Origin of the sequence: Companilactobacillus ginsenosidimutans (assembly GCF_001050475.1) — a bacterium.
Classification (GTDB): Bacteria; Bacillota; Bacilli; order Lactobacillales; family Lactobacillaceae; genus Companilactobacillus; species Companilactobacillus ginsenosidimutans.
The window spans coordinates 1,926,306-1,951,386 of record NZ_CP012034.1; the positions used below are offsets into that span (position 1 = coordinate 1,926,306).

Below are 25,081 nucleotides of genomic sequence, written 5' to 3' on the forward strand. Positions count from 1 at the left end.
ATTAATCAGTAGTAGTCATAGCAATTTTATCAGAAAAATTGCCTCGTTGAATATCTTTGGAATGGCGAATACTGTCCATTTCCTCATATGTGATTGAAGCATCTTCTAAAATTGCATGAATAATTTCTTCTAGATCCCCTAATTCTTCAACCAAGTTGGCACGAGTTTCAGCTTTTTTTACTTTGTTAGCTTCTTCAACTAATTTGGTACGCAAAGCAATACGATAATCTTCATTTGTTAAGGTCGTAAATTCGACCTCGTCCCCAACAATATCTGGGATTTTATTACGAACTAATTTAAACATTTAATCACCTCCCCAAATGGTTGATACCAATATTACCATTGCTGTACAAAAAAAGCCAAAGACCGAAGTCTTTGGCTAGTTGTTGAAAGATTAGTGTACGTCTGCTGATGAAACCCATTCGTCAGTTGATACACGATACATTGTTGTTCCATTGATTGAAGCAGTTCTGTCTGTATACCAAGCACTGTTAGGTGATAATGAACGGTTTGATCTGTTACCGTTGATTGAGTACAAACCTTTAATTGAGTCACCATTTGTTGTGATTGTTGAACTTGTTGGTGTGTATTCGTAAACTTGTGAGGCTTTAACCCATTCGTTTGTTGAAACACGGTAGTATTTGTCACCATTCATAGTCTTTGTTTGATCAGTTGCCCAATCAGAGTTAGCTGACAATGAACGTTGAGTTTGTGTACCGTCACCATTGTATAGAGGAACTACGCCACCATTTGAGTAAGTTGAAACTGTACCAGAGAATGGTGTTTGAACAGATGAACCAGACTTAACAACTTTTACAGTTGAAGTGTGATCACCTTTTTGAAGAGTAATGTTAGCATCTGAATCATTTACCAAATCGTAACCTGAAGGAGCGTCAACAGATTTAGTTTGACCAGAAGCACCAGTTAAAGTTGTTGTATCAACAGTGTCACCAGTGTTAGCGTCAACGAAGTTGATTGTTTGTGTACTGTCAGCGTCAACAACATTTACTGAACCAGTAACTTCCCATTGAATCGGATCACCTTTGTAGTCCAATGAAGGGTCAGTTGCTGTATATTTAACAGTTTTCTTACCAACCTTTGAAGTATTAACTGAACTCTCAGTTGACATATCAAGAGTTTGACCGATTGAATCTGTACCTGTAACTGAGTTAGGGTCGAAGTTAGCACCCTTAATTACAGTTTGATCAAGGTTTTGGAATGAAGCATCCAAAACATTAACAGTTAATTGAATGTCATCACTTGTTGCAGTGCCATCTGATGACACTTTAACGGTTGGACTGTATGTTCCAGCGTATGCATAGTTGAAGCCACCATCATTTGTTACTTCAACGGTAGCATTTTCTGGTGAAGTTTTGTAAACACCATCTACAGTACCATCTAATTTGAATGTTTTGTCGCCCTTTTTGATGTTTGCAGTCGTTGTACCGTTTTTAAATGTTAGTGAGTCTGAGTAAGTAATTGGAACTTTAACTTGAACAACTTTTCCAATAAGGTTGCCAATTTGAGTCAAAATTTGGTTTGAACTAATTCCAGACAAATCTGCTGTGAAAATTGCTGTTTTTCCGTCGGCAGAAACTGATGTCTTTGCAGGGATAAGACCTGCAATAGAAGGTGTGCCACCAATTGCCGCTTCAATATTTTCTTCAGTGGGTTCTGTTCCACCGGGTAAGACTACCTTGAATCCATTAGCATTTACATTAACGCCAGAAGTTGCAGTTGAACCTAAACCACTACCACTAAAAATGCTTGTGATAGTATCGCCAATTCCTGCAGCTTGTGAGTTTTGCACTGAAACTGCAGTAGTTGCTCCACCCATTGCAAGACTGGCCATGATTGCTGTTGTTAAAACAAAGCGTTTTGTCTTTTTCATAATATAAAAATCCTCCTCTAAATCCGAATATAACCCTCAAATGTTATATGGATATTTCGTATCTTATAATAGTATTTTATTGGTTACCTAACCATGTCACCCTTATTAAATTTAGAATACAAAAAAATCATAATCGTTATGATTATGATTGATTGGTTGTTATTTTTCCATAAATTATTTTAAATTTGATAATCGAAAAGGGTGTTATATCACTGATTAATGCACACTAATACCCTAAGTGTGGCTTAGATAAAAATTTAATTTTATTAGAAATCTTTGTTACATGTCCGTAATAAATAGGACAAAATATTGATATTATCTTGCGAATTTTAAGCCAATTACTGCAAATATTATTAAGAAAATGAAAAATCCACGGATCCAGCTACGTGGTTCGTCAAATAACCACATGTTCATAATTGCTCCGCCGGCGGCTCCAATTCCGGTCCAAATGGAGTATCCGATTGACATGGGAATTGTTTGTAGCGCTAGATAAAGAAATCCGAGACTAAAGACGAATGACGCTACCATTGCTACTACTGCTAACTTATTTTTCCTATCAGTGTAAAAACCTAAGAAGGTTACACCTGACATTTCGCCGATTCCGGCTAATATTAAAAATATCCAATCCATTAGTGAGCCCGCCTTTCTTCAAAGTCGGTGACCATTTTCAGTCCGATGACGCCGATGGTCAAAAGGACGACGAAAATTAATTTGGTCCAACTAAATGCTTCGTGGAACACTAGTACTCAGGCGATTACCACGAAAAGGGAGCCTAAGCCAACGTACACGGCATAGGTGGTTCCTGCGGGGATGTTCTTACTTGCGTCTATCATTAAATAAAAACTCAAGGCGATTATTACCACAATTATTATTGTGCCCATGATTGAATGTATATGTTTCATCGCTGAAACCCAAACCACTTCCAAAATTGCACCCAATAAAATTTCTAGCCAACTTCTTCTCATAGCTTTACCTCTGAATATAAAAAGGCAAACCGCTCTAGTCGGTTTGCCTGCTCTAGTCTTAAGATTATTCTACTTTATTTTATGTAACTCGGCAATCAATTCAAATTACATTAATAAAATATCATATTTTCGTATTAAAAAATTAATTCGTTATCTAAACGGTTTCATTCTGCATATCCATTGACTACCTTCGTAAAATCAGCTAACATAACTATAAATTTTACCCACTAAAGGGCAATAATATTATAGGAGGAATTTTCATGTCGGCATGGGATACAAAATTTGATAAAAAAGGTTTCACGTTTGATGATGTTTTATTGGTTCCAGCAGAGAGTCACGTTTTGCCAAACGAAGTTGATCTATCGGTCCAATTGGCAAAGAACATCAAGTTAAACACACCTATTCTTAGTGCAAGTATGGATACAGTTACTGAAGCACCAATGGCTATCGCAATGGCTCGCCAAGGTGGTTTAGGTGTTATCCACAAGAACATGTCTATCGAACAACAAGCTGATGAAGTGCTAAAAGTTAAACGTTCAGAAAATGGCGTTATTATTGATCCAATTTATTTAACAGTTGATGCACCGGTCAGTGCAGCTGAAGATTTGATGCATTCTTATCGAATCAGTGGTGTTCCCATCGTTTCAAATACTGACGAATTGAAACTTGTTGGTATCATTACTAATCGTGACTTACGTTTTATCAATGATTATTCTGTAAAAATTGATACAGTTATGACACGCGAAAACTTAATTACCGCTCCAGTTGGTACTTCACTGGAAGAAGCCGAGAAAATTCTTCAAACACATAAAATTGAAAAACTTCCACTCGTTGATGGCCAAGGTCGTCTTGGTGGATTAGTAACAATTAAAGATATTGAGAAAGTTGAACAATTCCCTGATGCTGCCAAAGATCAATACGGACGATTGTTGGTAGCTGCCGCAGTTGGTGTTACTACAGATACTTTTGAACGTGCTACTGCCTTACTAGATGCCGGAGCAGATGCAATTATTATCGATACTGCCCACGGTCATTCAGCCGGAGTACTACGTAAAATTTCTCAAATTCGTGACGAATTCCCAGACGCAACATTGATTGCCGGAAACGTCGCTACAGCAGAAGGCACACGTGCACTTTATGATGCTGGTGTCGATGTTGTTAAAGTTGGTATTGGACCTGGATCAATTTGTACAACTAGAATTGTTGCCGGAGTCGGTGTTCCTCAACTAACAGCTGTCTATGATGCTGCTAGCGTGGCACACGAGTACGGCAAAACAATTATTGCCGATGGTGGTATCAAATACTCAGGTGATATTGTAAAAGCTCTTGCAGGCGGAGGAAATGCCGTTATGCTTGGATCAATGTTAGCCGGTACCGACGAGGCACCTGGTGAATTCGAAATATATCAAGGACGTAGATTTAAGACTTACCGTGGAATGGGTAGTTTAGCTGCCATGTCACACGGTTCATCAGATCGTTACTTCCAAAGCGGTGTTAACGAAGCTAATAAGTTAGTTCCTGAAGGTATTGAAGGTCGTGTTGCTGCCAAAGGCGCAGTCGGCGATGTAATTTATCAACTCCTTGGTGGCTTACGTTCTGGTATGGGTTACGTTGGCGCTGGTAATTTGAAGGAGTTGCAAGATGCTCAGTTTATTCAGATTTCTAATGCTGGTTTGAGGGAGTCACATCCTCATGACGTTACTATTACTAAGGAAGCACCTAATTATTCAACTAGATAGGTTTTGATTTTGTTGATATGTTGGTGGTTGGCTGCCGTCCTCCGGCTCGGTTCTTTGGGGCCGTGGACGCTGTGGGACGATTCGGAGCCGAAGTGCGGTCTCCAAATGCGTCCTTTTCCTAAGCCTGCCCTTTGGCAGGCAAAGGAAAATCTCACGGCTTTGGCCCCAAAGAACCGGGCCTGCGGACTAGGGTAGTGCATCATTACTCTTTTTCTTGGGGATAAGGTTCACTGCCGTGTTGTGTGTAATATTAAAAGTTAGTATGGATATATCAAAGTAAATAAATGACGAAGGTTGAGAACACATTACGTTCTCGACCTTTTTTTTTAATCTTTTACTTTGGAGTTACTACATCAATAATCTACAGAAAATATTATTGGTAAAACAATAAGTATATACCTCAAAAAATTGGTGGACTAACATAGAAAAAATTTATATAGATCAAAAATTGAAACACGGATGTAGATGGAGGGAGAAAATCGATTTGGCCTCAGTACTGAGATTTGAGTTAGTTGGGGAATTGTCCCAACTTACCTCAAAGGCCGAGTTTGGAAACATCTCGTACTTTGAGATGGTTTCAAATCGTGCCCAGTACGTTCCAGGCCTAAAATCGATTTACTCCCGGAATCGGCAAACAACACACCTAAGCTCAAGTTCTGCTCTATATACCCTCCACAATTTCTCTAGATAAAGATTGTAATCAAATATAAAATAACTTATCCTTTATTGTGAATGTAAATAGGATTTATCCTTGGAGGGAATTTTTCAATGAAAAAAACACAAATTGCTGGAATTGCAGCTGTAGCGCTTCTATCTCTTGCTCCTGCAGCATCGGCAGCTATTACAAATACTACCAGTCAAGCTAGTTTGCTCAGTGATGTTTTCACAAACACATCTGATGTCAATACTCAAATTTCTAACTTAACATCAACGATTAATGGTTTGCCTGATCAAACTTATAACGAAAGTAACCCAATGCCTATTGCTACTGAATTCAATGCTATTGCTGGGGACAGTGACACTGGTCGTGGTGTTACTCCTGTTCAATTTTCATCATTTATCGTGGCTGTAAATAGTGGTATGGATGATGCTGCTACTAGCGCTTTAGCTAACACTAAGGTACAAAAGCTTAAAGTCTACGTAACTTCACCTTCTGGATCGGCTGCTTTGAAGAAAGCTATTACTAAGGCTTATACAAAGGGTAATGGTAACTCATTCTCATTCACAATTACTGTTAAGAATGGTGACAATGCTATTGCCACAAAGACCCTTAAATATACTAATAACACTAAGATAGCTGTTACTGACGATGATTCAAGCTCTAGCTCAAATGCTGGATCTGGTACTACAACCACTACGCCGGGTGGATTATCAAATGTTACAGAGTTAACCGGTAACCACTCTGTTAGTTTGGCAGGTCCTTCTGGATTTGTTTATACGTTATTCAGCATGTCAGGAACAAAATCTAATCGTGGATTAGCTGGAGAAACTGCTTGGTTTACTGATAAAACTGCTACTGACGCTAACGGAAACTTGTATTATCGTGTATCAACTGATGAATGGGTCGAAGCTAGTTCAAACGTAACGTTTAACTAAAACAAATTTTTGAAAATTACTGAATTGCCAATACTCTCAAAGCTTAATCACTTTGAGAGTATTTTTTTATACATTATTATAAAAAGCTATTGACGATAAGCTTATATGGGATTATTCTTTGTTCATAAAGTGAGTAACTAAATACTCACCCAACATTTAAAATATTAACAAGGAAGAAAATATCATGGCAAAACCGATTATTTCTATGAAGAATATTGTTAAGAAGTTTGGGGATCAGACTGTTTTAAATCATGTTAACTTCGATATTGCTGAAGGGAAAATTATTGGACTTATTGGGCCATCTGGTGCTGGTAAATCCACTATTATTAAAATTATTTTAGGTATGGAAAAGACTCAAGATGGTACTGCTACTGTTTTTGGGCAGGTGATGCCTAATCGTCAATTGCTTAGTCGAATTGGTTACATGGCGCAAACAGATGCCTTGTATGATGCTTTATCAGCTAGAGAAAATCTTAAATTTTACGCTGATATGAAAGGTGTCTCGGCAGAGAATGCCAAGGCACAAATTGAACATATTACTAAAGTTGTCGATTTAACGGATGATTTGGACAAACGTGTTTCTGGATATTCTGGTGGTATGAAACGTCGTCTATCACTTGCCATTGCACTATTAGGAGATGGAGAAGTTCTGATTCTTGATGAACCGACGGTCGGAATTGACCCTGCTTTACGTCGTAAAATCTGGGATGAACTACACAGCTTGCGTGATGCCGGGAAAACCATCTTGGTTACGACTCATGTTATGGATGAAGCAGAATTAGTTGATGATGTTGCCTTGATTTTAGGCGGCAAGTTAATTGCCTATGATACTCCAGCTAATTTGAAAGCTGAATATAATGAAGATACTGTTGAGAATGTCTTCTTGAAAGCGGAGGATAACGATGAAAAGAACATGGGCAATCGCTAAACGTGTATTGAAGGAGCTATTTAGAGACAAGAGGACACTAGCACTGATGTTTTTGGCGCCAATTCTAATTCTTTCCTTGATGAAAGTTGTATTCACTACGAATTCAACTGTGGATGTTAATATAGCAACCGTTAACATCCAGAGTAGTCTCGTAAAGCAAATGAATAAGATGAATAATATCAATGTGACGAAGTATTCGACTGAAGCAAATGCTAATAAAGCCTTAAAAGACCAAAAAGTTGATGGTGTCGTGCACAAAAAAGGCGGCAACTTCTATGTGAAGAACGCTAACACTGATGCCAGTAAGACTGCCGCAACTAAGGCAGCTCTTCAGTCTTCGATGGTGGCAACAAATGTAAAGCAATTAAAAGAAAAATTAACTAAGATTGCGGCCGCCAATCCTCAAGTTGCAGCAGCAATGCAAGGCAATAAACAGACTGCGCCAAAGATACATAATTCATACGTTTATGGAAATAAAGATACATCTTTCTTCGATAAAATTTTGCCAATCTTAATGGGCTTTTTCGTGTTCTTCTTCGTCTTCCTAATTTCAGGAATGGCGCTGTTGAAGGAACGTACGACGGGAACTTTGGATAGATTACTGGCAACTCCAGTTAGACGCTCTGAAATTGTCTTTGGATACATGATAAGTTATGGATTATTAGCTATTGTGCAAACGTTGATCATTGTACTGTTCACAGTTTATGTTTTGAATGTTGAAGTACTAGGAAATATTTGGAACATGGTTCTGGTCAACGTCGTACTGGCTGTGGTTGCGTTAGCGTTAGGTATTTTAATGTCGACCTTCGCAAAATCAGAATTCCAGATGATGCAATTTATTCCTATAATTGTTATTCCACAAGTATTTTTCTCCGGAATTATTCCACTTGACCAAATGGCACATTGGGTACAAGACCTGGCCTACATTTTACCTTTGAAATACGCCGGCGAGGCAACCTCAGCGGTTGTTTTGAACGGATATGGATTGGGACATATTTTAGCGCCAATTGGTGCATTATTAATTTTCTTGGTAATATTAACAATGTTGAACATATACGGATTAAGACGTTACCGTAAAGTCTAGAAAGGACATGATTATTTGACTGAAGAATTAATGGCCAATGATTTCAAAGCTTGGGTTGATCAGAGCGATATGCCCAATGGAAAGCGAAAAGTTATTATGGCAGCGTTGAAACTGTTCTCTGAAAAGGGATTTGATGCGACTTCTACACAAGAAATTGCTCAGGAATCCGGCATGAGTCAAGCAACGATTTTTAAATATTTTAAGACCAAAGAAGATTTGTTGGAGTGGATTATTGATCCAATTATGAATAATATTATTCCAGTCTATATCGTTGAGTTCAAAAACCAACTCAGTGAAAAAAGTACTTCTTTAAAGGATGTCTTTCATTTTGCCATCAGGAATCGTTATAATTTTCTCGTTTCAAATAAGGAAGTTGTGTTGATTTTATTTACACAAATACTGACCAAAGATGAAATCAAAGAGAAATTCATTAAAATGGCCGCACAGCGAGGGCCTTCAATACTTAGCACATTCAAAAAGACCATCGCTAATGAAGATCAAGTTCGAGATGATATAGATCTATCCACGATCATTAGACTTATCGCATCGCAAATAATAGTTTATTTCTTACAAAATTATAAATTGCTATCTCCAAGAACTGATGAAGAGGTCGACCATGACCTGACTCAAATTGAGGATTTAATTGTCAGAGCAATCGAAAAGCCCGCAAAATAATTTGCGAGCTTTTTTTATCCGATATTTTTTTTATTTAAGTTACTGTGGCGGTAACCGTATGCAAAATAGATTATCAAACCGATTACCGTCCAAACACCAAACATTTCCCAAGTGAATGGTTGTAACTGGACTAGCAAGTAGACACATGCAAGGAACGAAAGGATTGGGAAGAACGGATATAGTGGCACTCTGAAGGCTGGTTCAAGGTCTTTGGTATTCTTGTTCGACTTCAGGAATAAAACCCCTAGTGACGTTGATGAGAAAGCTAATAGAGTACCGACGTTAACTAGCTCTGTTATTTTAACTAATGGTAAGGCTGCCGCAACCGTTGCAGCGACTAGACCGAATAATATTGTTGAACCTACGGGGATGTCAGCTTTATTCAAATGGTTGAGGTTTTTAGGTAATAGGCCATCGCGACTGATTGAATAAATTAAACGAGTTCCACCATAAACGATAACGATAAGCACGGTTGTCATTCCCATGACAGCACCTAATGAGATGATTCCGGCCGCCCAGTTTTGGTGAATAACACGTAGGGCATAGGCAACTGGATCTGACACGTTGAGTTTTGTGTATTTAACGGCACCAACTAAGGCAAAAGAAACTAGTCCGTAAAGGACTGAAACAATTAACAGTGAAGAAATGATTCCAATTGGCATGTTGCGCTTGGGATTTTTAACTTCCTCACTGGCAGTTGATACAACATCGAATCCTAAGAAAGCAAAGAAGGCGATTGATGCACCTTTTCCGACACCTGACCAACCGTAAGGTAGTAATGGATTAAAGTTCTTAGGTTGGAAAAAGAATAGTGCGACTACAACGAATAATAGGATTACAAAAATTTTGACATAAACCATAATAGTGCTGACACGAACGGATTGTTTTAATCCTTGCAGTGTTAAGACGACGACTAGGAATACGACGACGAAAGCTACAAGGTCGAATTTGCCTGCTGGATTGCCAGCTGTTCCGGCTGCTGATTGTAACTCTGGTGGTAGGTTTACTCCAAATCCTGAAAGTAGATTTCGAAAATAAGCTGACCAACTTACAGCAACTGAACTAGTACCGAAGAGGTATTCTGCGACTAGTGACCAGCCGATTATCCAGGCGACTACCTCACCATAAATTGTATAGGCATATGTATAGGCACTTCCGGCTAGTGGTATTGTGGATGAAAATTCTGAGTAACAAAAGGCGGCACCAACGCAGACTAAAGCTGCTAGTAGGTAGGTGAAGATTACACCTGGACCTGAGTAGTTGGCTGCAATTATTCCTGGTGTGATGAAGATTCCGGCACCTACTATGACTCCTACACCCATTATTATTAGGTCTTTTGCATTTAGTGATCTGGTTAGTTTTTTGTTTGATGCTAGTGCTGATATGACATCTTTTTTCTGAAATAGGTGCATTTGTTTTTACCCCCCTTTTATTGCTAGATGTGCTAAGTATGCCGTCTCCAGAGATGTTAAATATTCTTTGGCTGTGCGGGACGGTCAGAGCCGAAGTGCGGTCTCTTCCCTCGGTTTGAAGACTTACCCAAAATCGGTAAGTCTCCAAACTCGCCCGGTGGGGTAAGGGTGGCTTAGTTCGCCGCCCTAACGCCACTTTCACGGCCTTCAAATATTTAACATCTCTTCCGACTGAATAGTGTAGTCAATGCTATCCTCTTTTTGATACTTAACTGTTTTCATTGGTAGTTCACTGTTTTGATTGAATTGAGTAGGTCTTTTTAATTTCGAATTGTATGAGCATGGTAAAAGTAATATCTTTTTATTCTAATGCTAGATTACTCTTTCTTCTTCCGTATGCGAAGTAGAGAATTAAGCCGATTGTTGACCATACTCCGAAGATTTCCCAGGTGAATAGTTGTAGGTTGGCTAGTAGGTAGACGCAGGCTAGGAAACTTACTATTGGGAATATTGGGAAGAATGGTACTTGGAAGGCGTGATCTAGGTCTCTGGTGTTTTTGCTCTTTCTTAGGGCAATTACTCCGATTGAGGTTATTGCGAAGGCATTTAGTGTCCCGACGTTTACTAATTCAGCAATTTTGTCGATTGGTAAGATGGCTGACGCAAAGGCTGATACTAGGCCAAACAAAATTGTACTTGTTGTTGGGACGTGTTTTTTGTTGATTTGGTGTAGGTTCTTTGGTAATAATCCGTCTCTACTGATGGAATAAATTAGTCTTGTTCCACCGTAGATTACTACGATCATTACGGTTGTCATTCCCATGATGGCACCTAATGAGATGATTCCGGCGGCCCAATTTTGATTCAAATATTTTAGGGCATAGGCTACGGGATCGGCGACGTTTAATTTAGTATACTTAACGGCTCCTACTAAGGCAAAACTTACTAGGGCGTATAAAAATGAACAGATTAATAGTGATGATATTATCCCAATTGGCATTGTCCTTTTGGGATTTTTTACTTCCTCACTCGCGGTCGATATTATGTCGAACCCGACGAATGCGAAGAAGGCGACTGATGCACCTTTACCAATCCCACCGATTCCAAATGGAAGGAATGGTTTGAAATGTGATGGCTTAACATAAAATAGTGCAATTGCTACGAATAGGAAAATTACAATTAATTTTACGATAACCATAATTGTGTTTAATCGAACTGATTCGTTTAATCCTTGTAACAATAGGAAAGTAATTAATAAGACTACGATAAATGCGATTAAATCAAAACGTCCACCGGGATTTCCGGGTGTTCCAGGTGCTGATTGTAATGCTACTGGTAACTTGAGTCCGAATCCTTCAAGAAGGCTACGGAAATAAGCTGACCAACTGACAGCAACGGTTGCTCCGGTAAACATGTATTCGGATAACAGCGCCCAACCAACGAACCAAGCGATTAATTCTCCAAAAGTGGAGTAGGCATAAGTATATGCACTACCGGCTAATGGAATTGATGATGAAAATTCAGAATAACAAAAGGCAGCTCCGGCACAAACTAGAGCAGCTAATAAATAGGTAAAGATTACTCCGGGTCCCGCATAATTTGCGGCAATAATTCCTGGTGTGATAAAGATACCAGCACCAACAATAACCCCAATCCCCATGATGATGAGTCCCATTGGACCGATGGTTCTTTCTAAAGTCGGCTTCTCTAACAAAGCGGCTTTAACGTCTTTTCTTCTAAACAGGGATTTGAACATAAATCCCCCTCCATTCTGTAACTAGAAACATAGATAATTCTCCAGTGAATTGTTTAAGGGTAAATTATAGCACATGTTAATGAGTGAATTATTAAAAAGTTAAGATGATTACAACTTTAAATGTGATAATAGCAACGGTCTAGACAATTCTGAATATTAAAGAAAGCGCTTAAAAAACTTATTTATTTTAGCACTCGCCATTTTGCCGGTTTACATTTTGCTTAAAATCAGAAAGTTAAAATTTGTGTTTATGAAGAAATTATTCCAGTTATTTGCTCTAATATTAAAGTGAATATAAATACATTAATTGGAGGAGTGGACTGTGAACACCAGAGAAAAGTACCTTGTGGTAATTACTGATATCTTGTTGTTAGCACTACTTACTTATCCAATTTTTCTAGGTGGGCTAGTCGGTGGATATGATCCCGGATTTCATATGGGTAGAATTCAAATGCTGGCGTCAAATATCTCTGCTGGCCACTTTCCTAATCCAATCGGCTATGAGTATTTAGACAAATTTGGTTATGGAATCGGATTCTTTTATGGGAATTTCTTGATGTATCCCTTTGCCATGTTGAAAGTTTTAGGCTTGTCGACATATAAAGCGTATATTGTCTTCATTTTTACCTTCGTAGCATTGGCAATTTTCTCAATCAACTTCGCCACACAAAAATTATTCCACAATAGCTGGGCAACAATTTTATCAGCACCAATTTATTTAACCTCATATTATTTTGTAAGTATTATTTATATCCGAGCGGCTGCAGGGGAACTAATGGCATTTGCGCTAATACCATGGATCCTATTAAGTACATTCAAGATGGTCCAAGGTGAGACAAAGTATTGGCCAGTGTTTGCCGTGGCGTTCAGCTTGCTGCTAGTTTCTCATGTATTGTCATTTCTCATTTCAGTCGTAACAGCAGGTTTAATTGTAATTATGAATATCATCCCGGTATTTAAAAATAGAAAAATTCTGTTTTCTTTTATAAAAGGGACATTATTGTTCTTGGGATTATCAGCAGTATTCTTAATTCCATTTGTACAACAATATACAGTTCAACCATATAACAGCACGGCAGTTGATCAATATGGAAACTATTTAATTATCGTTTATTCAGTTTGGATGAAGAATCACGTATTCGATCCAACTCAGTTTGTTCAGACAATGGGACTGTGGTTGGTAATTCTAATTATATTTGCTCTACTATATTATTTGTTCAAGCAAATCAGGAGTAAGAGTTTCCACATCAAAAATAAAATCATTCCTCAGTCATTCATCATCATTGCAATTTATGCTTCATTAATAGTTTCGCCAAACTTGTTGCAGTTCGCCATTAAGGAGTTTAAACCATTAGTCTTGTTACAAGTAATGACAAGAGTAAGTGTCATGATTATTCCACTATTCGCTCTTCTAATTGCGTTCGCATTAGGTGACATGATAAAAAATTGGGGTAAATTCAGACTTCCACTGGTCGCAATATTTTTTGCATTTATTGCTATCGTGACGATTAATAATCCTATCAAATCAAACCTAGAACAAGTTGGCGCACGTAAACAGCCTATCCCAGTTGGCAGCATTAGTATGGGAGAGTATGAACCAGCAGCCTTCATGAAATACATGACTCAACATGGTTTTACGGTTGATCAAAAATTTTTGGAAAAGAATCAGGATGTTGATATCACCGAGAATACGCACAATGAAGCTGTTGTAAAAATCGACCACAATAAGAGTTCAAGAAAAGTTATGCTTCCGCGACTGTACTACAAGGGTTATCAAGTTAAAACGGTGTACGATGGAAAATCCATTACTAAGCCAGCTGCAAGAATGAATGGATTAGTTGCAACAAAACTTCCAGCTGATTTTAAGTCGGGAAAGGTTATTGTAACTTATCAGAATACTCCCGAAAGCATTGCTGGTTGGTGGATTACAATACTCACTGTCGTCTTTATGGCAGTGTTATTGATTTGGAAATTTAAGAAAGAATTATCAGAGATTCATATGGAATAGATTGGTACAAAAGGCTGTTCTGCAAAATGAAATGCTTGTATTAATTGATGTTTGTTCTAAATGTTATTCGTCTAATTGCATATTGTGATTAGACGTTATTTGTTTATATACAATTTTTTCTGAGGAATTAATGACATAGACTCCAAACATTTTTAACATATCATTATAGTTATAAAAATGAATTGTCATTGGAGCGGCCTATGAAAAAAATACACACTGCAACATTATCGCTAGTTTGTGCAATACTGTTATTATTTTCAGTCACTTCTTGTTCACACAATAAAGACAATGAGTCAGTGAAAAGTCATCACTCTAGTTCGATAAAAAAAGATAGTAATAAAAATTACTATATACCATTGGAACACTCGAAAAAAATTAACGTGACGTCGGTACAGGGGCTTATTGGTAAAAAGCTTGCCATGCCCGAGGATGCATATAGTGCTTATTATCTATTCTTAGACCCTAACGGAACTTTTCAACTAAGAGAATCAACAACGTTTGGTAATCCAAAAACATACCACAACTATGATTTGCCTGATGGAGATATTCCTCCAACATTCAGTGACACCATATTTGAAGGTAACTACACGGTTATTAATTCCGATATTATTTCATTAGTGTCCGATTCAACAGCCATATTCTCATATGATAATGACAACTACTTGAATAATCCAACCAGAAAAAGAATAGTCGCATCAAAATTTAACGTTGATTTTACAAGGTCACAGGATCAATCTTACTTTGCTCAAAAATACCCTCAAGTTAGTACTGGAGGAATTGCGCAGGATTATAATGTAAAAATTAAACTTTCAATTTACAAGGGAATGGCAATAGCCGGTATTAGCCAGGTAGGAATAAATACTGGGGATATAAAGTATTATATTTATCATTCCGATGGTAAAAGAGATCCTCAATCGTTGGAGCAACTGTACAATTTTGACGTAGTCTATAATCATTCACTATACTAAATGGATTTAATTTCACTTTAAAGAATATAGTGTTCGTTACTTCCTGGATTCAGCTTGGTGTATAAATGGTATCGTTCATAAAAATAGACGTGGGCTTTCCTAATTGTTTTCAATTAAGAAGGTTCACGTCATTTTTTTCATTATTTAATTAACATCATCAAGATTGGAACAACAACTAAACTCAAAATTGTTGTTTCGGTAACCATAATAGCTGCGTAATCTGAGTCGGCGCCGTAAAGTCTGGCAACAACTGGTGCGTTAGTCATAACTGGCATGGCTGATTGGATGATGAAGACTTGTTTCATCAAAGGTGGGCCAGGAATGAACAGGAAGAGAACTGACATCAAAACTGGAGCAGCAATGAATCGTCCGAAGAGGATTCCCAAGTTTTCTTTATGAAAGCTGATGTTGGTCAATCCAGCGTGAGCAATTGATATACCAATGAAAATCATTGATAGAGGGATGGTCAAATTTCCTAAGTATTCGAAATCGGTCATTAAGAATCCAGGCAGGTTGATATTCAACATGACGATGATTAGACCAATGATGAATCCAAGTAATGGTGGTGAGAAAAGTTTTCCTAGTGTTTTCTTAAGACTGAATGAACCTTTCTTTTGTCCGTCGACTTGGATTAAATAAGTACCAAGTGTCCAGAAGAAAGTGGTATTTGCCATGTAGTAAACCAAAACGTATGGCAAACTTTTAGTTCCAAATAACGCCATGTTGACAGGTAATCCAACGAAAACGGTATTTGAGTTGAAGAACATTGATGAGAACAAACCTTGTTTGCTTTTATCAATGTGTAAAAGTTTGATCATCAAAAATGAAACTCCAATTAAGATGGTCATTGATAGGACAGGGATTCCTAAGTCGGGAAGTAGTTTGATCAATTTAGATGCAGTGAAATCGTGCGTGATTGTGTAAATCATGTAAGTTGGCAATGCGACTTGCGTTACTAATTTGGCGATTAAACTGGTTGTTTCATCAGAGAACCAACCGCGTTTGGCTAGGAAATAGCCGACGGCGATTAGTCCGATGATGATTAGTATTCCTGAAACGCTTTGTACAAATACTCCCATAAAGAAATCTCCCTAAATTTTATATATATTTTCTATGGTACGCTTTTTTGTTTTTGATTTGTGAGGTTTTTTAATTATTTTCTAATTTTTCTTTGGTGCAGATGTTGGTGGTTCACTGTCGTCCTCCGGTCAGGTTCTTGGGGGCCGTGGTCGCTGTGAACACGATTCCAAGCCTTCCCAAAACCGGGGAAGTCTTGGAACTCGGTTTTATTCTAACCTTGGCCTGTGCCAAGCTAAGAATAACTCCACGGCTTGGGCCCCCAAGAACCTGACCTGCGGACTAGTGAATCACAAACATCATTTTTGGGTTTGGATGGGATGTTCACTGCTATCTATTTATATGTTTTTTTGATGATGATTCAGACAAAAAAACTCACTCGCAAATTGCAAGAACAAGTTAGCCATTTTTAAAAGACTGATACCAAGAGGGTTTCAGGTAATGGAGCTAAGTAATTAAGCACATTCCTCATTGAATAGCTCAGTCGGTGTTTGATAACCAGTATGTTTACGAGGCATATTGTTTAGTTTATTTTCTGTTTGTGCAACCTCCAAAGGGGTTGCCAAATCAAGAGAGATTCCCTTTGGAAAATCTCTTCGTACCATACGGTTGTGAACCTCATTGGTTCCTCGTTCACTGGATGTATATGGATGAGTGAAGTAGACAGGTGCTATTTTATCCATTACTTCTGTCAGGGTACTGAATTCAAGACTATTGTCGGCAGTAATGGACTTGATTATTGATCCATACTCTTTATTAATACTTCTCATTGTATAAGCCACTGAATCAGCGTCCTTACTGTCAATTAAACGGATAATTTGGAAACGTGTCTTGCGTTCAATCATAGTAAGAATCACGCTCTCCTGACCGTTTCTAAGGCCAACAATAGTATCTATTTCAAAATGGCCAAATTCTTCCCGATTATCCACTTCGGTTGGGCGTTCTTCTATACTTAACCCCAAGATACGATGGTTCTTACGAGCCACGTATTTTGGTAATCGACGAGACATCTTATTGATAAGATCAATATTTCTAACTTCTAATAATTGGGCATCGATATAACTATAAAGGGTTTTAGTACATACCATTTCTTCTGGTAGAAAAAGGTTCAACGCCTTGGCACGACCAACAGTCGCGTCAGGTGACCAACCGTCTTTTTTAAAGTGCTCCACAAAGAATGATAAGAAGTTAAAAACCTGTGACAGTTTATAAGGTCGATGACACGCTTTGCGTTTATCGACATAACGACTATGGGCAAGTTCAGGTATATATTCTTGATGATAGTACTCTTTACCGTTAATTTTCTTAACTTGAGTAGCTTCACCACGTTTCAACTCGTTATTAATAGTCTGTGGGCAAACACCGATAGCAATCGCGATCTTACGATTGGATTGTCCCAATTTATGTAGAGCAGCTATTTTTCCACGCTCAACTTCAGTTAAGTGGTGACCCTTATTTCTTTTTATGGTAATCTGTTCTTGCGCCAAGGCGAAAACCTCTTTCATTGTTAGTGTCGGAACTCCAATGATACCTGATTTTTTCGTCTTGGTGTTTTTTTTATTCAGTTTTTTTTTAAGTGGCTAACTTGATTATAAAATTTGCCAAAAAAACTCACTCCATATTTTGGGTGAGTTTGATGTTAATCTCTCTGACATTTTATACATTTATAATTCTAAATGTGTTTATTTTTATTTTGCCTATTCTCTTGAAGCAGAACTATGGCACTGATTTGGCATGCGATGAAATAGACTAGTCCTACCCCAATCATTAATTTTGCTTTTACAAATAGATTTAAAATAATAATAATTGCTACAAGGATAATTGATGAAGAAAAGACAACTTTAAACATTTTTGGTTTAATCGCTGGTTTGACAATAGCTGGACTGGACAATCCTATAATTACAGCTACAAATGAGGTTGATACTACAATCCAATTGACCCCGTGCAATAAATTTAGGCTTGCAATTAATATTACTGCTAGAATAATTAAAATGACCGAAGTAATTAATAACTGATGTCTTGCCTTGGTTGTCATAGTTTTTGATCCCCTTTAACACTTTAATCAAATAACACAAAGTTATATTGTGATTTAAGAATATCATAAGTCAAACGATTATATGTTACATAGAGAAAAGAATATTTTATATAGTGCAAATAAAAACCAGACAAGTTCAATTAAGAACAAGCCTGGTTTAGTGTCTAAATTTGAATTATTTTACTGAGTGGAAAAATAAACAGTAATACTATTCAGACTGGAGGTGGAGTACGACGGGCGAGCCAGCCGTGACATCCTTGATTGTTCGTTGGCGTAGCCAACACCAAAACTGTTGCGCACGAGCTTCAGCGCGTACGTTCCTATTGTTGTTGGGTCGGCCATAAAGCCGGCCTTACAACAAGGCAATTCATAAGACCGCTCTATGGCTTATGAATTCGCCCATGGCGTTCCGCCGCCCGTCGTACGGAACCTCCAGGCGGCATTCCAACTCTAACCTCAATGTTTACTTAGAAGCTTTCTTGGCGATATGATGCTCGCGAACAAAATAGAAAACGGTCATAAATGCCAAGAACACAACACCGATCATTAATGAAATTGTTGTCTCAGGATTCAAGAACATAAAAATCAAAATAATAAACAAAGCTCCAATAGCAAGGTAATTACTCATTGGATAAAATGGCATCTTGAATGGATGGTTGACCATTTTGTCTTTATTTAGTTTTCTGAAATGCAGTTCACTGAATAGGATGACGAACCAAGGAACCATACCTGGTAGCACACTGGAACTGTATACGACGACGAAAATGTCGCTCGGTGTATGGAATAGGATTGGTAATAAGAAGTTGATGATCAGTCCTATTAAAATTCCTAGTGAAATGGTTACAACGGCAATGTATGGCACACCACTCTTGGAAACCTTCTTGAAAGACTTAGGCAGCTTGTCTTGTAATCCCAATGTGTACAGCATTCTGCTGGCTGAAAACATTCCTGAATTACAGCCTGATAGAGCAGCTGTTAGGACAACGAAGTTGATAATTTCAGCAGCAAACGTGATTCCAACTTTGGCAAATGTTTCAGTAAATGGGGAGCCCATTGTACCTAATTTATTCCATGGATAAATTGAAACGATTACGAAGATTGCGCCAATGTAGAAAATTAGGATTCTTCCCACAATGGTACGGATCGCGTGAACGATACTACTTTGTGGATTCTCAGCTTCACCGGCTGTGATTCCGATGACTTCGATTCCTTGATAGGATGCGACTACGATTGATAGTGCGAAGATGAATCCTTTTAGACCACCGGTGAAGAAACCACCGTTTTTCCAAAGGTTACTGATGCCGACTGGATGTCCACCATTTCCGACACCGAAGAGAATTACTAATAATCCCATGATAATCATAAATATAATAGTAACAACTTTAATTAGTGAGAACCAAAATTCCATTTCACCATATGCTTTAACTGATGTTAAGTTGGCTAGACAAAGTGTTGCAACAACAACGATTCCGACTATCCATGATGGTAAATTTGGCCACCAGAATTCTAGATAAGTTCCGACGGCGATAACTTCACTGATACCAACGACTAACCACTGGAAAACATTACTCCAGGCAGTTAAATATCCGATAACAGGATGAATATATTCAGATCCAAACTTTGCGAATGATCCAGTTGAAGGATCTGTGTAAATCATTTCACCCAAAGCACGCATGACCATATATAGAATCAAACCGGCGATGGCATATGCGATCAAAACTGAAGGCCCTGTCCATTTTATGGTTGAAGCAGAACCCATAAACAGCCCGACACCAATGGTTCCCCCGAGGGCAATCATCTGCATTTGTCTAGCTGATAAACTTCTATTTAAAGATTTATCTTCCAAAAATGTACCGCCTTTCATTAACCCCTAAATGTTCATATTTAATGAACAATTGTTTTTGATACTCGAAATAATAATACTATAAACGGGTCTCAAAATCTCTAATTTTGCTGGATTATTAGAATTAAATTAAAATGTTTACAAAATATATAATATCATGAACTTTAAAATGTTATTAGAGATTTCTTTCGTATTTAACTTGAGTAAACTTTCGATAAATAGACTAAAAACTAATTATTATGTGATATTGTATTCTAAATATAAAAACTAATTTATAAGATTTTGAACTCAGCCGATCTAGATCCTGGCTTTAGAAAATCTTTAAGAAACGGTTGCATTGTAGGTATACCAATATCTCTACATGCGATATAACGACGATACAAACAATAATAATTGTGAAAGCGTTTACAAAGAATAGGTTCGTTTGCTAAAATAAAATCATTCAACATTTTGTTATTTAGGAGGGAACCTATGAAAAAATTACGAATTGCCTTTATTTTGTTTTTATTCGCAGGTATAGCAACGTTGTTCAACTTTACTGATCAATCAAAAGCTGACAATGACTATCCTATTGTTTTCGTCCATGGACTTAATGGTTATGGCGAAAGTGAAATACCTAGTTTTCCATATTGGGGAGGACGTTCCAACAACGTCGTTAACGAGCTTAACGCCAACAATGGTGGTACGGTCGCTTATGAATCAGTTGTAAGTCCTTATGGTAGTGACTGGGATCGTATGTGTGAACTTTATGCATATTTGAAAGGTGGAACTGTCGATTATGGACTTGCCCATTCACAACAATATGGACATGCACGATACGGTAGAACTTTCCCTGGTATTTACCCACAACTCAGTGACACTAATAAAGTTCACTTAGTTGGACACTCAATGGGTGGTCAAACTATCCGTGACTTCGATTCCATGTTAAGAAATGGTAGTCAAACGGAAATGGAAGCGAGCACAAATGCTGGCGAGCAAGCTAGTCCACTTTTTGCCGGTGGAAATAACTGGATTGAATCAGTTACATCTATCGCCGGAGTTCACAATGGTACTCCTTTAACAAATTCACCTATTAATGAAGTTGCTGCAAAAGTCATCTTCACTGGTAATTTTATGGGTGTTTCACTACCACGTGACTCAACTACTTTGAAACCACAAGCAACAGATTACAAACTAGACCAATGGGGATTGGTTAGAAAACAAGGTGAAAGTTTACCTGCCTTCAACAAACGTGTTGTTGAGAGTAAAGCTTGGACTTCACACGATAACTCACTTTATGACCTATCAATCAACGGTTCTAACGCTATCACAGCTAGAACCAACTTATCACCTAACGAGTACTACTTTACATATGCCGGAAACGCTACAAAACAAGGCTTAACCGGACATGCTGTACCAGTTAGTGGGATTGCTCCATACTTCAGTATCGGTGCTGCATACATTGGTGCTCAAGGAAACGACCCTCAATGGTGGGCAAGTGACGGCTGTGTTCCAGTTATCTCAGCCAAGGCTCCAATCGGCCAAGCTGCTCAACCAGATAGCACAACTGTAAATGGACCATTTGAACAATCAAATACTTCTACAGCTGCTAAAGGTGTATGGCAATACAATGATCCTGTCCAAGGATGGGATCACAATGACTTCGTCGGCCTCGATGTAACAAAAGACCGTGACCAAGCCAACGCACAAAAAGTACAATCATTCTATCAAGATTTGTATCTTAAATTGAAGTCATTAAACGCATAGTTTCATGTGTTTAACTATACTTGATAACTAATAGTTTATTAATAAAGTGCCCCATAATTTTAGACGAAATGTCTAAGTATTATGGGGCACTTTTTTATTTTGGTGTAACAAAATTTTGTACTTGTTTTCCCATGTACTTTGGAGTCTCTTTAGTACCATTTTTAACCCAGGTTAATGTCATATTCACTACCGCTCCTGTGAAAAATTGTAGGTAGTATCGCTGTTCTAATGCTCTATTTGGATTGTCGATTTTATCCGATTGTAACAGCGATTGGAATACCGATTGAAAAGTTGTAAGTAGTATTTCTATTTTTTCGTTCTTTACCAGTAGTTTATAAGTTGGTAGATCCTCTTTTATCATTGTAAAATAATTTGTCATTAGGTCTGACACATCTATTTTCTGAGTATTTGGCAATTTTCTGAGATAGTTCAACATTTTCATCTTTTGTGCAGCCAAAATAATTTGGTCGTAATCACTGTAATTTTTGTAGAAATATGTTCGTGATACATTTGCTCTTTTACAAAGTTCTGTAACTGAAATTTGTTCTTCTGGTTTTCCCGCCATGATTTCTAGCAATGCTTGATATATGTATTTTTGATTTGTTACTTTTCTCTCCTGTGGATTCATAGGTGACAACTTTCCCCTTTTTGTAAACTAAAGCTAGTATATATTGATCCTAGAACTTATACTACCGATATCAATTAAATAATTTCTTGGAGGTCATTTTGATGGCTGGTTTATCTCTTACTAATTTAGTTTTAGTCGGTTGGTTATTGTGGATTGTTGTTCGACGTCAATTGGAAGCTCGAGTGATCCGTTTTAAAGGCAATTTTTTTGTCTTAGTAATTTTACTTGGAATTGCCTCAATTGGAGATGCTTATTCTAAGCAAACTATAAAGATTTCTACACAGACAGCTTTTGTTTTCGGTACACTCAGCTTGATTAGTGCAGTATTGTTTGGGCTCTTACGTGCCTTGACTTATCGATTTTGGGTCAATAATGATGGCCTTGTTATGCGTGAGGGTAATTGGCTAACATTAGTTTTATGGTTGACAAGTATCATTGTTCATTTAGGGATCGACCAATTGTGGACAGGAAGTAATGTAACACTGTTACTTTATTTTGGACTTACTCTTGGTGTTCAGCGTGGCTGGGTCTGGTATCGGGCTCAACGACAATTTCCAAATGAAATTCATGCCAATGTTGAGGCACAATATGATAGATCACAATCTCGCCGTCGTCGCAGTGAGCGTAAACTAGACCGATAAACACAATTTATAATTTATTTAAAGTTATTTTCACCATAGTCATTTCTTAAATGAAGTGGCTTTTTTATGCTCATTCAAGTTAAAATCCACGGGGAAAAACATCAAGAATGTTATATTTAAAGATGAATACATCAATAACTGGGAGGTTTCACGAATGTACGATTTTGAAGAAACTATTGATCGTCGTAAGACTGATTCTGTTAAGTGGGATATTAAGAAAAATGAGTTACCAATGTGGGTAGCTGACATGGATTTCCAAGTTGCCCCTGAAATAGTTTCAGCCATCAAAAATAAAGCCGACCAAGCGGTGTTTGGTTATGAGTGGCCACGTGAAGACTACTTTAATGCCGTTGCTGGTTGGTATGAAACAGAGCATCATGCACGTCCAAATACTGATTGGATGTTGTTTGTGACCGGAGTTGTGCCCGCAATTTCATCAATGGTCAGACGACTTTCGAATGTCGGTGACAACGTCCTCGTTCAAGCACCCGTATACAATATTTTTTATAATTCAATCGTAAATAACGGTCGTCATGTTTTATCCAATGACCTAGTTTTCGATGGAGAAGGTTATTCAATCGATTTTGACGACTTAGAAAAGAAGATGTCAGAGCCGACCACAACCCTGATGATTCTGTGTAATCCACACAATCCAGTTGGAAAAATTTGGTCACGTGATGACCTGATTAGACTCGCTGAATTAGCCAACGAGCATGGTGTAAAAATCATTAGTGACGAAATCCATGGTGATATCACATTCACTGAAGATGGATATGTACCAATGTTCTCTTTGCCAGAAAATTTGATCCAGAATGTAGCAGTATGTGTGTCAACAAGTAAGACATTCAACGTTGCAGCCATTCATGCGGCAACTATTATTGTTCCCAATGAACATTTGCGCGACACTGTAAATCGTGGAATCAATACTGACGAAATTTCCGAGCCAAATTCATTTGCAATTCCAGCTACAATTGCTGCCTATACCAAAGGACACAAATGGTTAGGTGAATTGAAGGAGAAACTGACAAGTAATCGTGAATTAGTTGCGGATTATTTGAAGGAAAACATCCCAGAAATTAAGTTGATCCATTCAGATGCAACTTACTTATTATGGTTGGATGTACAAGAAATTTCTGACGACTCTGCTAAATTACAAGAGTTTATTAGAAATGATACTGGACTATATTTGTCTGCCGGTAATGTTTATGGCGGAGATGGGAATGATTTCTTGAGAATGAATATTGCCTGTCCAACATCATCAGTAAAGGATGGATTGGATCGATTAGCCAAATCTATTAAAGACTTTTAAGTACAACTAAAAAAATAACCACAGGTACGAAATTACATTTCTGTACCATGGTTATTTTTAGTTTACTTTCATAATATGATCTTCAATGAATAAGTAAACTTCGTTATAGTCTAAGCTTGGATCGTCAGTTTTAGCGACATTGATGGTCAAGTTGATTTGTTGCTGTTGACTTGCGGTAAATTTATATCCATTTATTTGTAGAAAACGATGTAGCGACAAAAGAGCAGTACGTTTGTTTCCATCGTCAAAGCAGTGCAAATTGATAATTTTGATAAATAAAATACCTGCTTTTTTTGCAATGCTGTCATACATTTCATGGCCAAATAAATCCTGGCGTGGTTGCATTGCAACGGTATTTAACTTATCAGAGTATTTTATACGAAAATTATCTTGCGTAATTTCAAGATTGATTTTGGATATTTCAATAGGAGTTAAATACTTAATTTTCTTGGTCATATTTCTCCAATGCATCTAATGCCACTTTGTTCTCATCCATTAGTTTTCTAATATCTAGTAAAAACTGTTCATCTTCTGTTCGAGATGGTTCTTTCTTTTCGATATGTATTTGCTCGTTTTTTTCATCTAGGCTAACTATGTCTCCTGCTTGTAAACTAAGCTGATTCAGAAATGGTTTTGGAATTGTGACAGCAATAGAATCTCCAACTTTGATTAATTTTCGTTCCACGGTGTGCCTCCTTCGGATCAGATTCATTAGTATATTATAATATACTAATGCCATTTAATATATAAAAATGCTCAAATCCTCTTAATTACTACTTG

The 25,081-nt window shown here is 37.6% G+C and carries 23 protein-coding genes; 10 read left to right on the plus strand and 13 right to left on the minus strand.

The window, feature by feature from the left end:
• Position 1 precedes the first annotated feature (1 nt).
• The 4 genes from ABM34_RS09740 to ABM34_RS09755 form a co-directional block, all read right to left on the minus strand.
• Positions 2-304: a nucleoside triphosphate pyrophosphohydrolase gene (locus ABM34_RS09740; RefSeq protein ID WP_048705374.1), complete on the minus strand. Its 303-nt coding sequence runs from the start codon at positions 302-304 to the stop codon at positions 2-4.
• Between the two features lie 90 nt (positions 305-394).
• Positions 395-1,891 carry an SLAP domain-containing protein gene (locus tag ABM34_RS13410; protein WP_048705376.1) on the minus strand — a complete coding sequence of 499 codons (1,497 nt, stop codon included), beginning with the start codon at positions 1,889-1,891 and terminating at the stop codon, positions 395-397.
• A 315-nt stretch (positions 1,892-2,206) separates the two neighbouring features.
• Positions 2,207-2,521, minus strand: coding sequence for a DMT family transporter (locus tag ABM34_RS09750; protein WP_048705378.1), 315 nt, complete (start codon positions 2,519-2,521; stop codon positions 2,207-2,209).
• A 116-nt stretch (positions 2,522-2,637) separates the two neighbouring features.
• Complete coding sequence (locus ABM34_RS09755; RefSeq protein ID WP_048705379.1) at positions 2,638-2,856, minus strand: DMT family transporter; 219 nt, start codon at positions 2,854-2,856, stop codon at positions 2,638-2,640.
• Between the two features lie 260 nt (positions 2,857-3,116).
• Here ABM34_RS09755 and guaB point away from each other — a divergent pair, with 260 nt between their 5' ends.
• The 5 genes from guaB to ABM34_RS09780 all read left to right on the plus strand — a co-directional run bounded on the left by guaB (position 3,117) and on the right by ABM34_RS09780 (position 8,878).
• Positions 3,117-4,595 carry an IMP dehydrogenase gene (gene guaB, locus ABM34_RS09760; RefSeq protein WP_048705381.1) on the plus strand — a complete coding sequence of 493 codons (1,479 nt, stop codon included), beginning with the start codon at positions 3,117-3,119 and terminating at the stop codon, positions 4,593-4,595.
• 768 nt (positions 4,596-5,363) lie between these two features.
• The gene (locus tag ABM34_RS13370; RefSeq protein ID WP_048705383.1) at positions 5,364-6,191 is read left to right on the plus strand and encodes a hypothetical protein; all 828 of its coding nucleotides are present in this window, start codon (positions 5,364-5,366) and stop codon (positions 6,189-6,191) included.
• 184 nt (positions 6,192-6,375) lie between these two features.
• Positions 6,376-7,119, plus strand: a complete 744-nt coding sequence (locus ABM34_RS09770) for an ABC transporter ATP-binding protein (RefSeq protein ID WP_048705384.1) — start codon at positions 6,376-6,378, stop codon at positions 7,117-7,119.
• Positions 7,094-8,203: an ABC transporter permease gene (locus ABM34_RS09775; protein ID WP_048705386.1), complete on the plus strand. Its 1,110-nt coding sequence runs from the start codon at positions 7,094-7,096 to the stop codon at positions 8,201-8,203. Before ABM34_RS09770 ends, ABM34_RS09775 begins: the two co-directional genes overlap by 26 nt.
• Positions 8,204-8,218: 15 nt before the next feature.
• Positions 8,219-8,878, plus strand: coding sequence for a TetR/AcrR family transcriptional regulator (locus ABM34_RS09780; protein WP_157023307.1), 660 nt, complete (start codon positions 8,219-8,221; stop codon positions 8,876-8,878).
• A gap of 14 nt (positions 8,879-8,892) precedes the next feature.
• On the opposite strand, the gene ABM34_RS09785 is transcribed toward ABM34_RS09780, so the two are convergent.
• Together ABM34_RS09785 and ABM34_RS09790 are read right to left on the minus strand one after the other, a co-directional pair.
• On the minus strand, positions 8,893-10,290 hold the full coding sequence (locus ABM34_RS09785; RefSeq protein ID WP_048705390.1) for an amino acid permease: 1,398 nt from the start codon (positions 10,288-10,290) through the stop codon (positions 8,893-8,895).
• A 361-nt stretch (positions 10,291-10,651) separates the two neighbouring features.
• Positions 10,652-12,046, minus strand: a complete 1,395-nt coding sequence (locus ABM34_RS09790) for an APC family permease (RefSeq protein ID WP_048705391.1) — start codon at positions 12,044-12,046, stop codon at positions 10,652-10,654.
• 322 nt (positions 12,047-12,368) lie between these two features.
• Between ABM34_RS09790 and ABM34_RS09795 the strand changes: the two genes are divergently transcribed.
• A complete protein-coding gene (locus tag ABM34_RS09795) occupies positions 12,369-14,054 on the plus strand; it encodes a glycosyltransferase family protein (RefSeq protein ID WP_048705392.1) in 1,686 nt (561 codons plus the stop codon).
• A gap of 200 nt (positions 14,055-14,254) precedes the next feature.
• Positions 14,255-15,022 (plus strand): hypothetical protein, encoded by a 768-nt coding sequence (locus ABM34_RS09800; protein ID WP_157023309.1) that lies wholly within the window; start codon positions 14,255-14,257, stop codon positions 15,020-15,022.
• Positions 15,023-15,162: 140 nt separating this feature from the next.
• On the opposite strand, the gene ABM34_RS09805 is transcribed toward ABM34_RS09800, so the two are convergent.
• The 4 genes from ABM34_RS09805 to ABM34_RS09820 all read right to left on the minus strand — a co-directional run bounded on the left by ABM34_RS09805 (position 15,163) and on the right by ABM34_RS09820 (position 19,938).
• Entirely contained in the window at positions 15,163-16,101 is a 939-nt protein-coding gene (locus ABM34_RS09805; RefSeq protein ID WP_048705394.1) for an AEC family transporter, read from the minus strand.
• A gap of 453 nt (positions 16,102-16,554) precedes the next feature.
• Complete coding sequence (locus ABM34_RS09810; RefSeq protein WP_048703598.1) at positions 16,555-17,604, minus strand: IS30 family transposase; 1,050 nt, start codon at positions 17,602-17,604, stop codon at positions 16,555-16,557.
• Positions 17,605-17,771: 167 nt separating this feature from the next.
• Positions 17,772-18,134 carry a hypothetical protein gene (locus ABM34_RS09815; protein ID WP_048705396.1) on the minus strand — a complete coding sequence of 121 codons (363 nt, stop codon included), beginning with the start codon at positions 18,132-18,134 and terminating at the stop codon, positions 17,772-17,774.
• A 463-nt stretch (positions 18,135-18,597) separates the two neighbouring features.
• Positions 18,598-19,938, minus strand: coding sequence for an amino acid permease (locus ABM34_RS09820; RefSeq protein ID WP_417924674.1), 1,341 nt, complete (start codon positions 19,936-19,938; stop codon positions 18,598-18,600).
• A gap of 510 nt (positions 19,939-20,448) precedes the next feature.
• Between ABM34_RS09820 and ABM34_RS09825 the strand changes: the two genes are divergently transcribed.
• The gene (locus ABM34_RS09825; protein ID WP_048705398.1) at positions 20,449-21,723 is read left to right on the plus strand and encodes an esterase/lipase family protein; all 1,275 of its coding nucleotides are present in this window, start codon (positions 20,449-20,451) and stop codon (positions 21,721-21,723) included.
• Positions 21,724-21,817: 94 nt separating this feature from the next.
• Here ABM34_RS09825 and ABM34_RS09830 read toward each other — a convergent pair whose 3' ends face one another.
• Positions 21,818-22,351 carry a TetR/AcrR family transcriptional regulator gene (locus tag ABM34_RS09830; RefSeq protein ID WP_048705400.1) on the minus strand — a complete coding sequence of 178 codons (534 nt, stop codon included), beginning with the start codon at positions 22,349-22,351 and terminating at the stop codon, positions 21,818-21,820.
• A gap of 101 nt (positions 22,352-22,452) precedes the next feature.
• On the opposite strand from ABM34_RS09830, the gene ABM34_RS09835 reads away from it, so the two are divergent.
• Positions 22,453-22,992 carry a hypothetical protein gene (locus tag ABM34_RS09835; protein ID WP_048705401.1) on the plus strand — a complete coding sequence of 180 codons (540 nt, stop codon included), beginning with the start codon at positions 22,453-22,455 and terminating at the stop codon, positions 22,990-22,992.
• 154 nt (positions 22,993-23,146) lie between these two features.
• Positions 23,147-24,301, plus strand: coding sequence for a MalY/PatB family protein (locus tag ABM34_RS09840; RefSeq protein ID WP_048705402.1), 1,155 nt, complete (start codon positions 23,147-23,149; stop codon positions 24,299-24,301).
• A gap of 57 nt (positions 24,302-24,358) precedes the next feature.
• Here ABM34_RS09840 and ABM34_RS09845 read toward each other — a convergent pair whose 3' ends face one another.
• Positions 24,359-24,757, minus strand: a complete 399-nt coding sequence (locus tag ABM34_RS09845; RefSeq protein ID WP_048705404.1) for a type II toxin-antitoxin system death-on-curing family toxin — start codon at positions 24,755-24,757, stop codon at positions 24,359-24,361.
• Positions 24,741-24,986, minus strand: a complete 246-nt coding sequence (locus ABM34_RS09850; protein ID WP_048705405.1) for an AbrB/MazE/SpoVT family DNA-binding domain-containing protein — start codon at positions 24,984-24,986, stop codon at positions 24,741-24,743. The genes ABM34_RS09845 and ABM34_RS09850 overlap by 17 nt, the downstream gene beginning before the upstream one ends.
• Positions 24,987-25,081: the final 95 nt, after the last annotated feature.

Bases quoted from the DNA above. Each gene is read 5' to 3' on its own strand.
- ABM34_RS09790 (WP_048705391.1), bottom strand. From the start codon at position 12,046: ATGTTCAAATCCCTGTTTAGAAGAAAAGACGTTAAAGCCGCTTTGTTA.
- ABM34_RS09800 (WP_157023309.1), top strand. From the start codon at position 14,255: ATGAAAAAAATACACACTGCAACATTATCGCTAGTTTGTGCAATACTG.
- ABM34_RS09770 (WP_048705384.1), top strand. From the start codon at position 6,376: ATGGCAAAACCGATTATTTCTATGAAGAATATTGTTAAGAAGTTTGGG.
- ABM34_RS09820 (WP_417924674.1), bottom strand. From the start codon at position 19,938: ATGCAGATGATTGCCCTCGGGGGAACCATTGGTGTCGGGCTGTTTATG.
- ABM34_RS09825 (WP_048705398.1), top strand. From the start codon at position 20,449: ATGAAAAAATTACGAATTGCCTTTATTTTGTTTTTATTCGCAGGTATA.
- ABM34_RS09750 (WP_048705378.1), bottom strand. From the start codon at position 2,521: ATGGATTGGATATTTTTAATATTAGCCGGAATCGGCGAAATGTCAGGT.
- ABM34_RS09810 (WP_048703598.1), bottom strand. From the start codon at position 17,604: ATGAAAGAGGTTTTCGCCTTGGCGCAAGAACAGATTACCATAAAAAGA.
- ABM34_RS09815 (WP_048705396.1), bottom strand. From the start codon at position 18,134: ATGACAACCAAGGCAAGACATCAGTTATTAATTACTTCGGTCATTTTA.
- ABM34_RS13370 (WP_048705383.1), top strand. From the start codon at position 5,364: ATGAAAAAAACACAAATTGCTGGAATTGCAGCTGTAGCGCTTCTATCT.
- ABM34_RS09840 (WP_048705402.1), top strand. From the start codon at position 23,147: ATGTACGATTTTGAAGAAACTATTGATCGTCGTAAGACTGATTCTGTT.
- ABM34_RS13410 (WP_048705376.1), bottom strand. From the start codon at position 1,891: ATGAAAAAGACAAAACGCTTTGTTTTAACAACAGCAATCATGGCCAGT.
- guaB (WP_048705381.1), top strand. From the start codon at position 3,117: ATGTCGGCATGGGATACAAAATTTGATAAAAAAGGTTTCACGTTTGAT.
- ABM34_RS09775 (WP_048705386.1), top strand. From the start codon at position 7,094: ATGAAAAGAACATGGGCAATCGCTAAACGTGTATTGAAGGAGCTATTT.
- ABM34_RS09845 (WP_048705404.1), bottom strand. From the start codon at position 24,757: ATGACCAAGAAAATTAAGTATTTAACTCCTATTGAAATATCCAAAATC.
- ABM34_RS09830 (WP_048705400.1), bottom strand. From the start codon at position 22,351: ATGAATCCACAGGAGAGAAAAGTAACAAATCAAAAATACATATATCAA.
- ABM34_RS09805 (WP_048705394.1), bottom strand. From the start codon at position 16,101: ATGGGAGTATTTGTACAAAGCGTTTCAGGAATACTAATCATCATCGGA.
- ABM34_RS09835 (WP_048705401.1), top strand. From the start codon at position 22,453: ATGGCTGGTTTATCTCTTACTAATTTAGTTTTAGTCGGTTGGTTATTG.
- ABM34_RS09785 (WP_048705390.1), bottom strand. From the start codon at position 10,290: ATGCACCTATTTCAGAAAAAAGATGTCATATCAGCACTAGCATCAAAC.
- ABM34_RS09755 (WP_048705379.1), bottom strand. From the start codon at position 2,856: ATGAGAAGAAGTTGGCTAGAAATTTTATTGGGTGCAATTTTGGAAGTG.
- ABM34_RS09740 (WP_048705374.1), bottom strand. From the start codon at position 304: ATGTTTAAATTAGTTCGTAATAAAATCCCAGATATTGTTGGGGACGAG.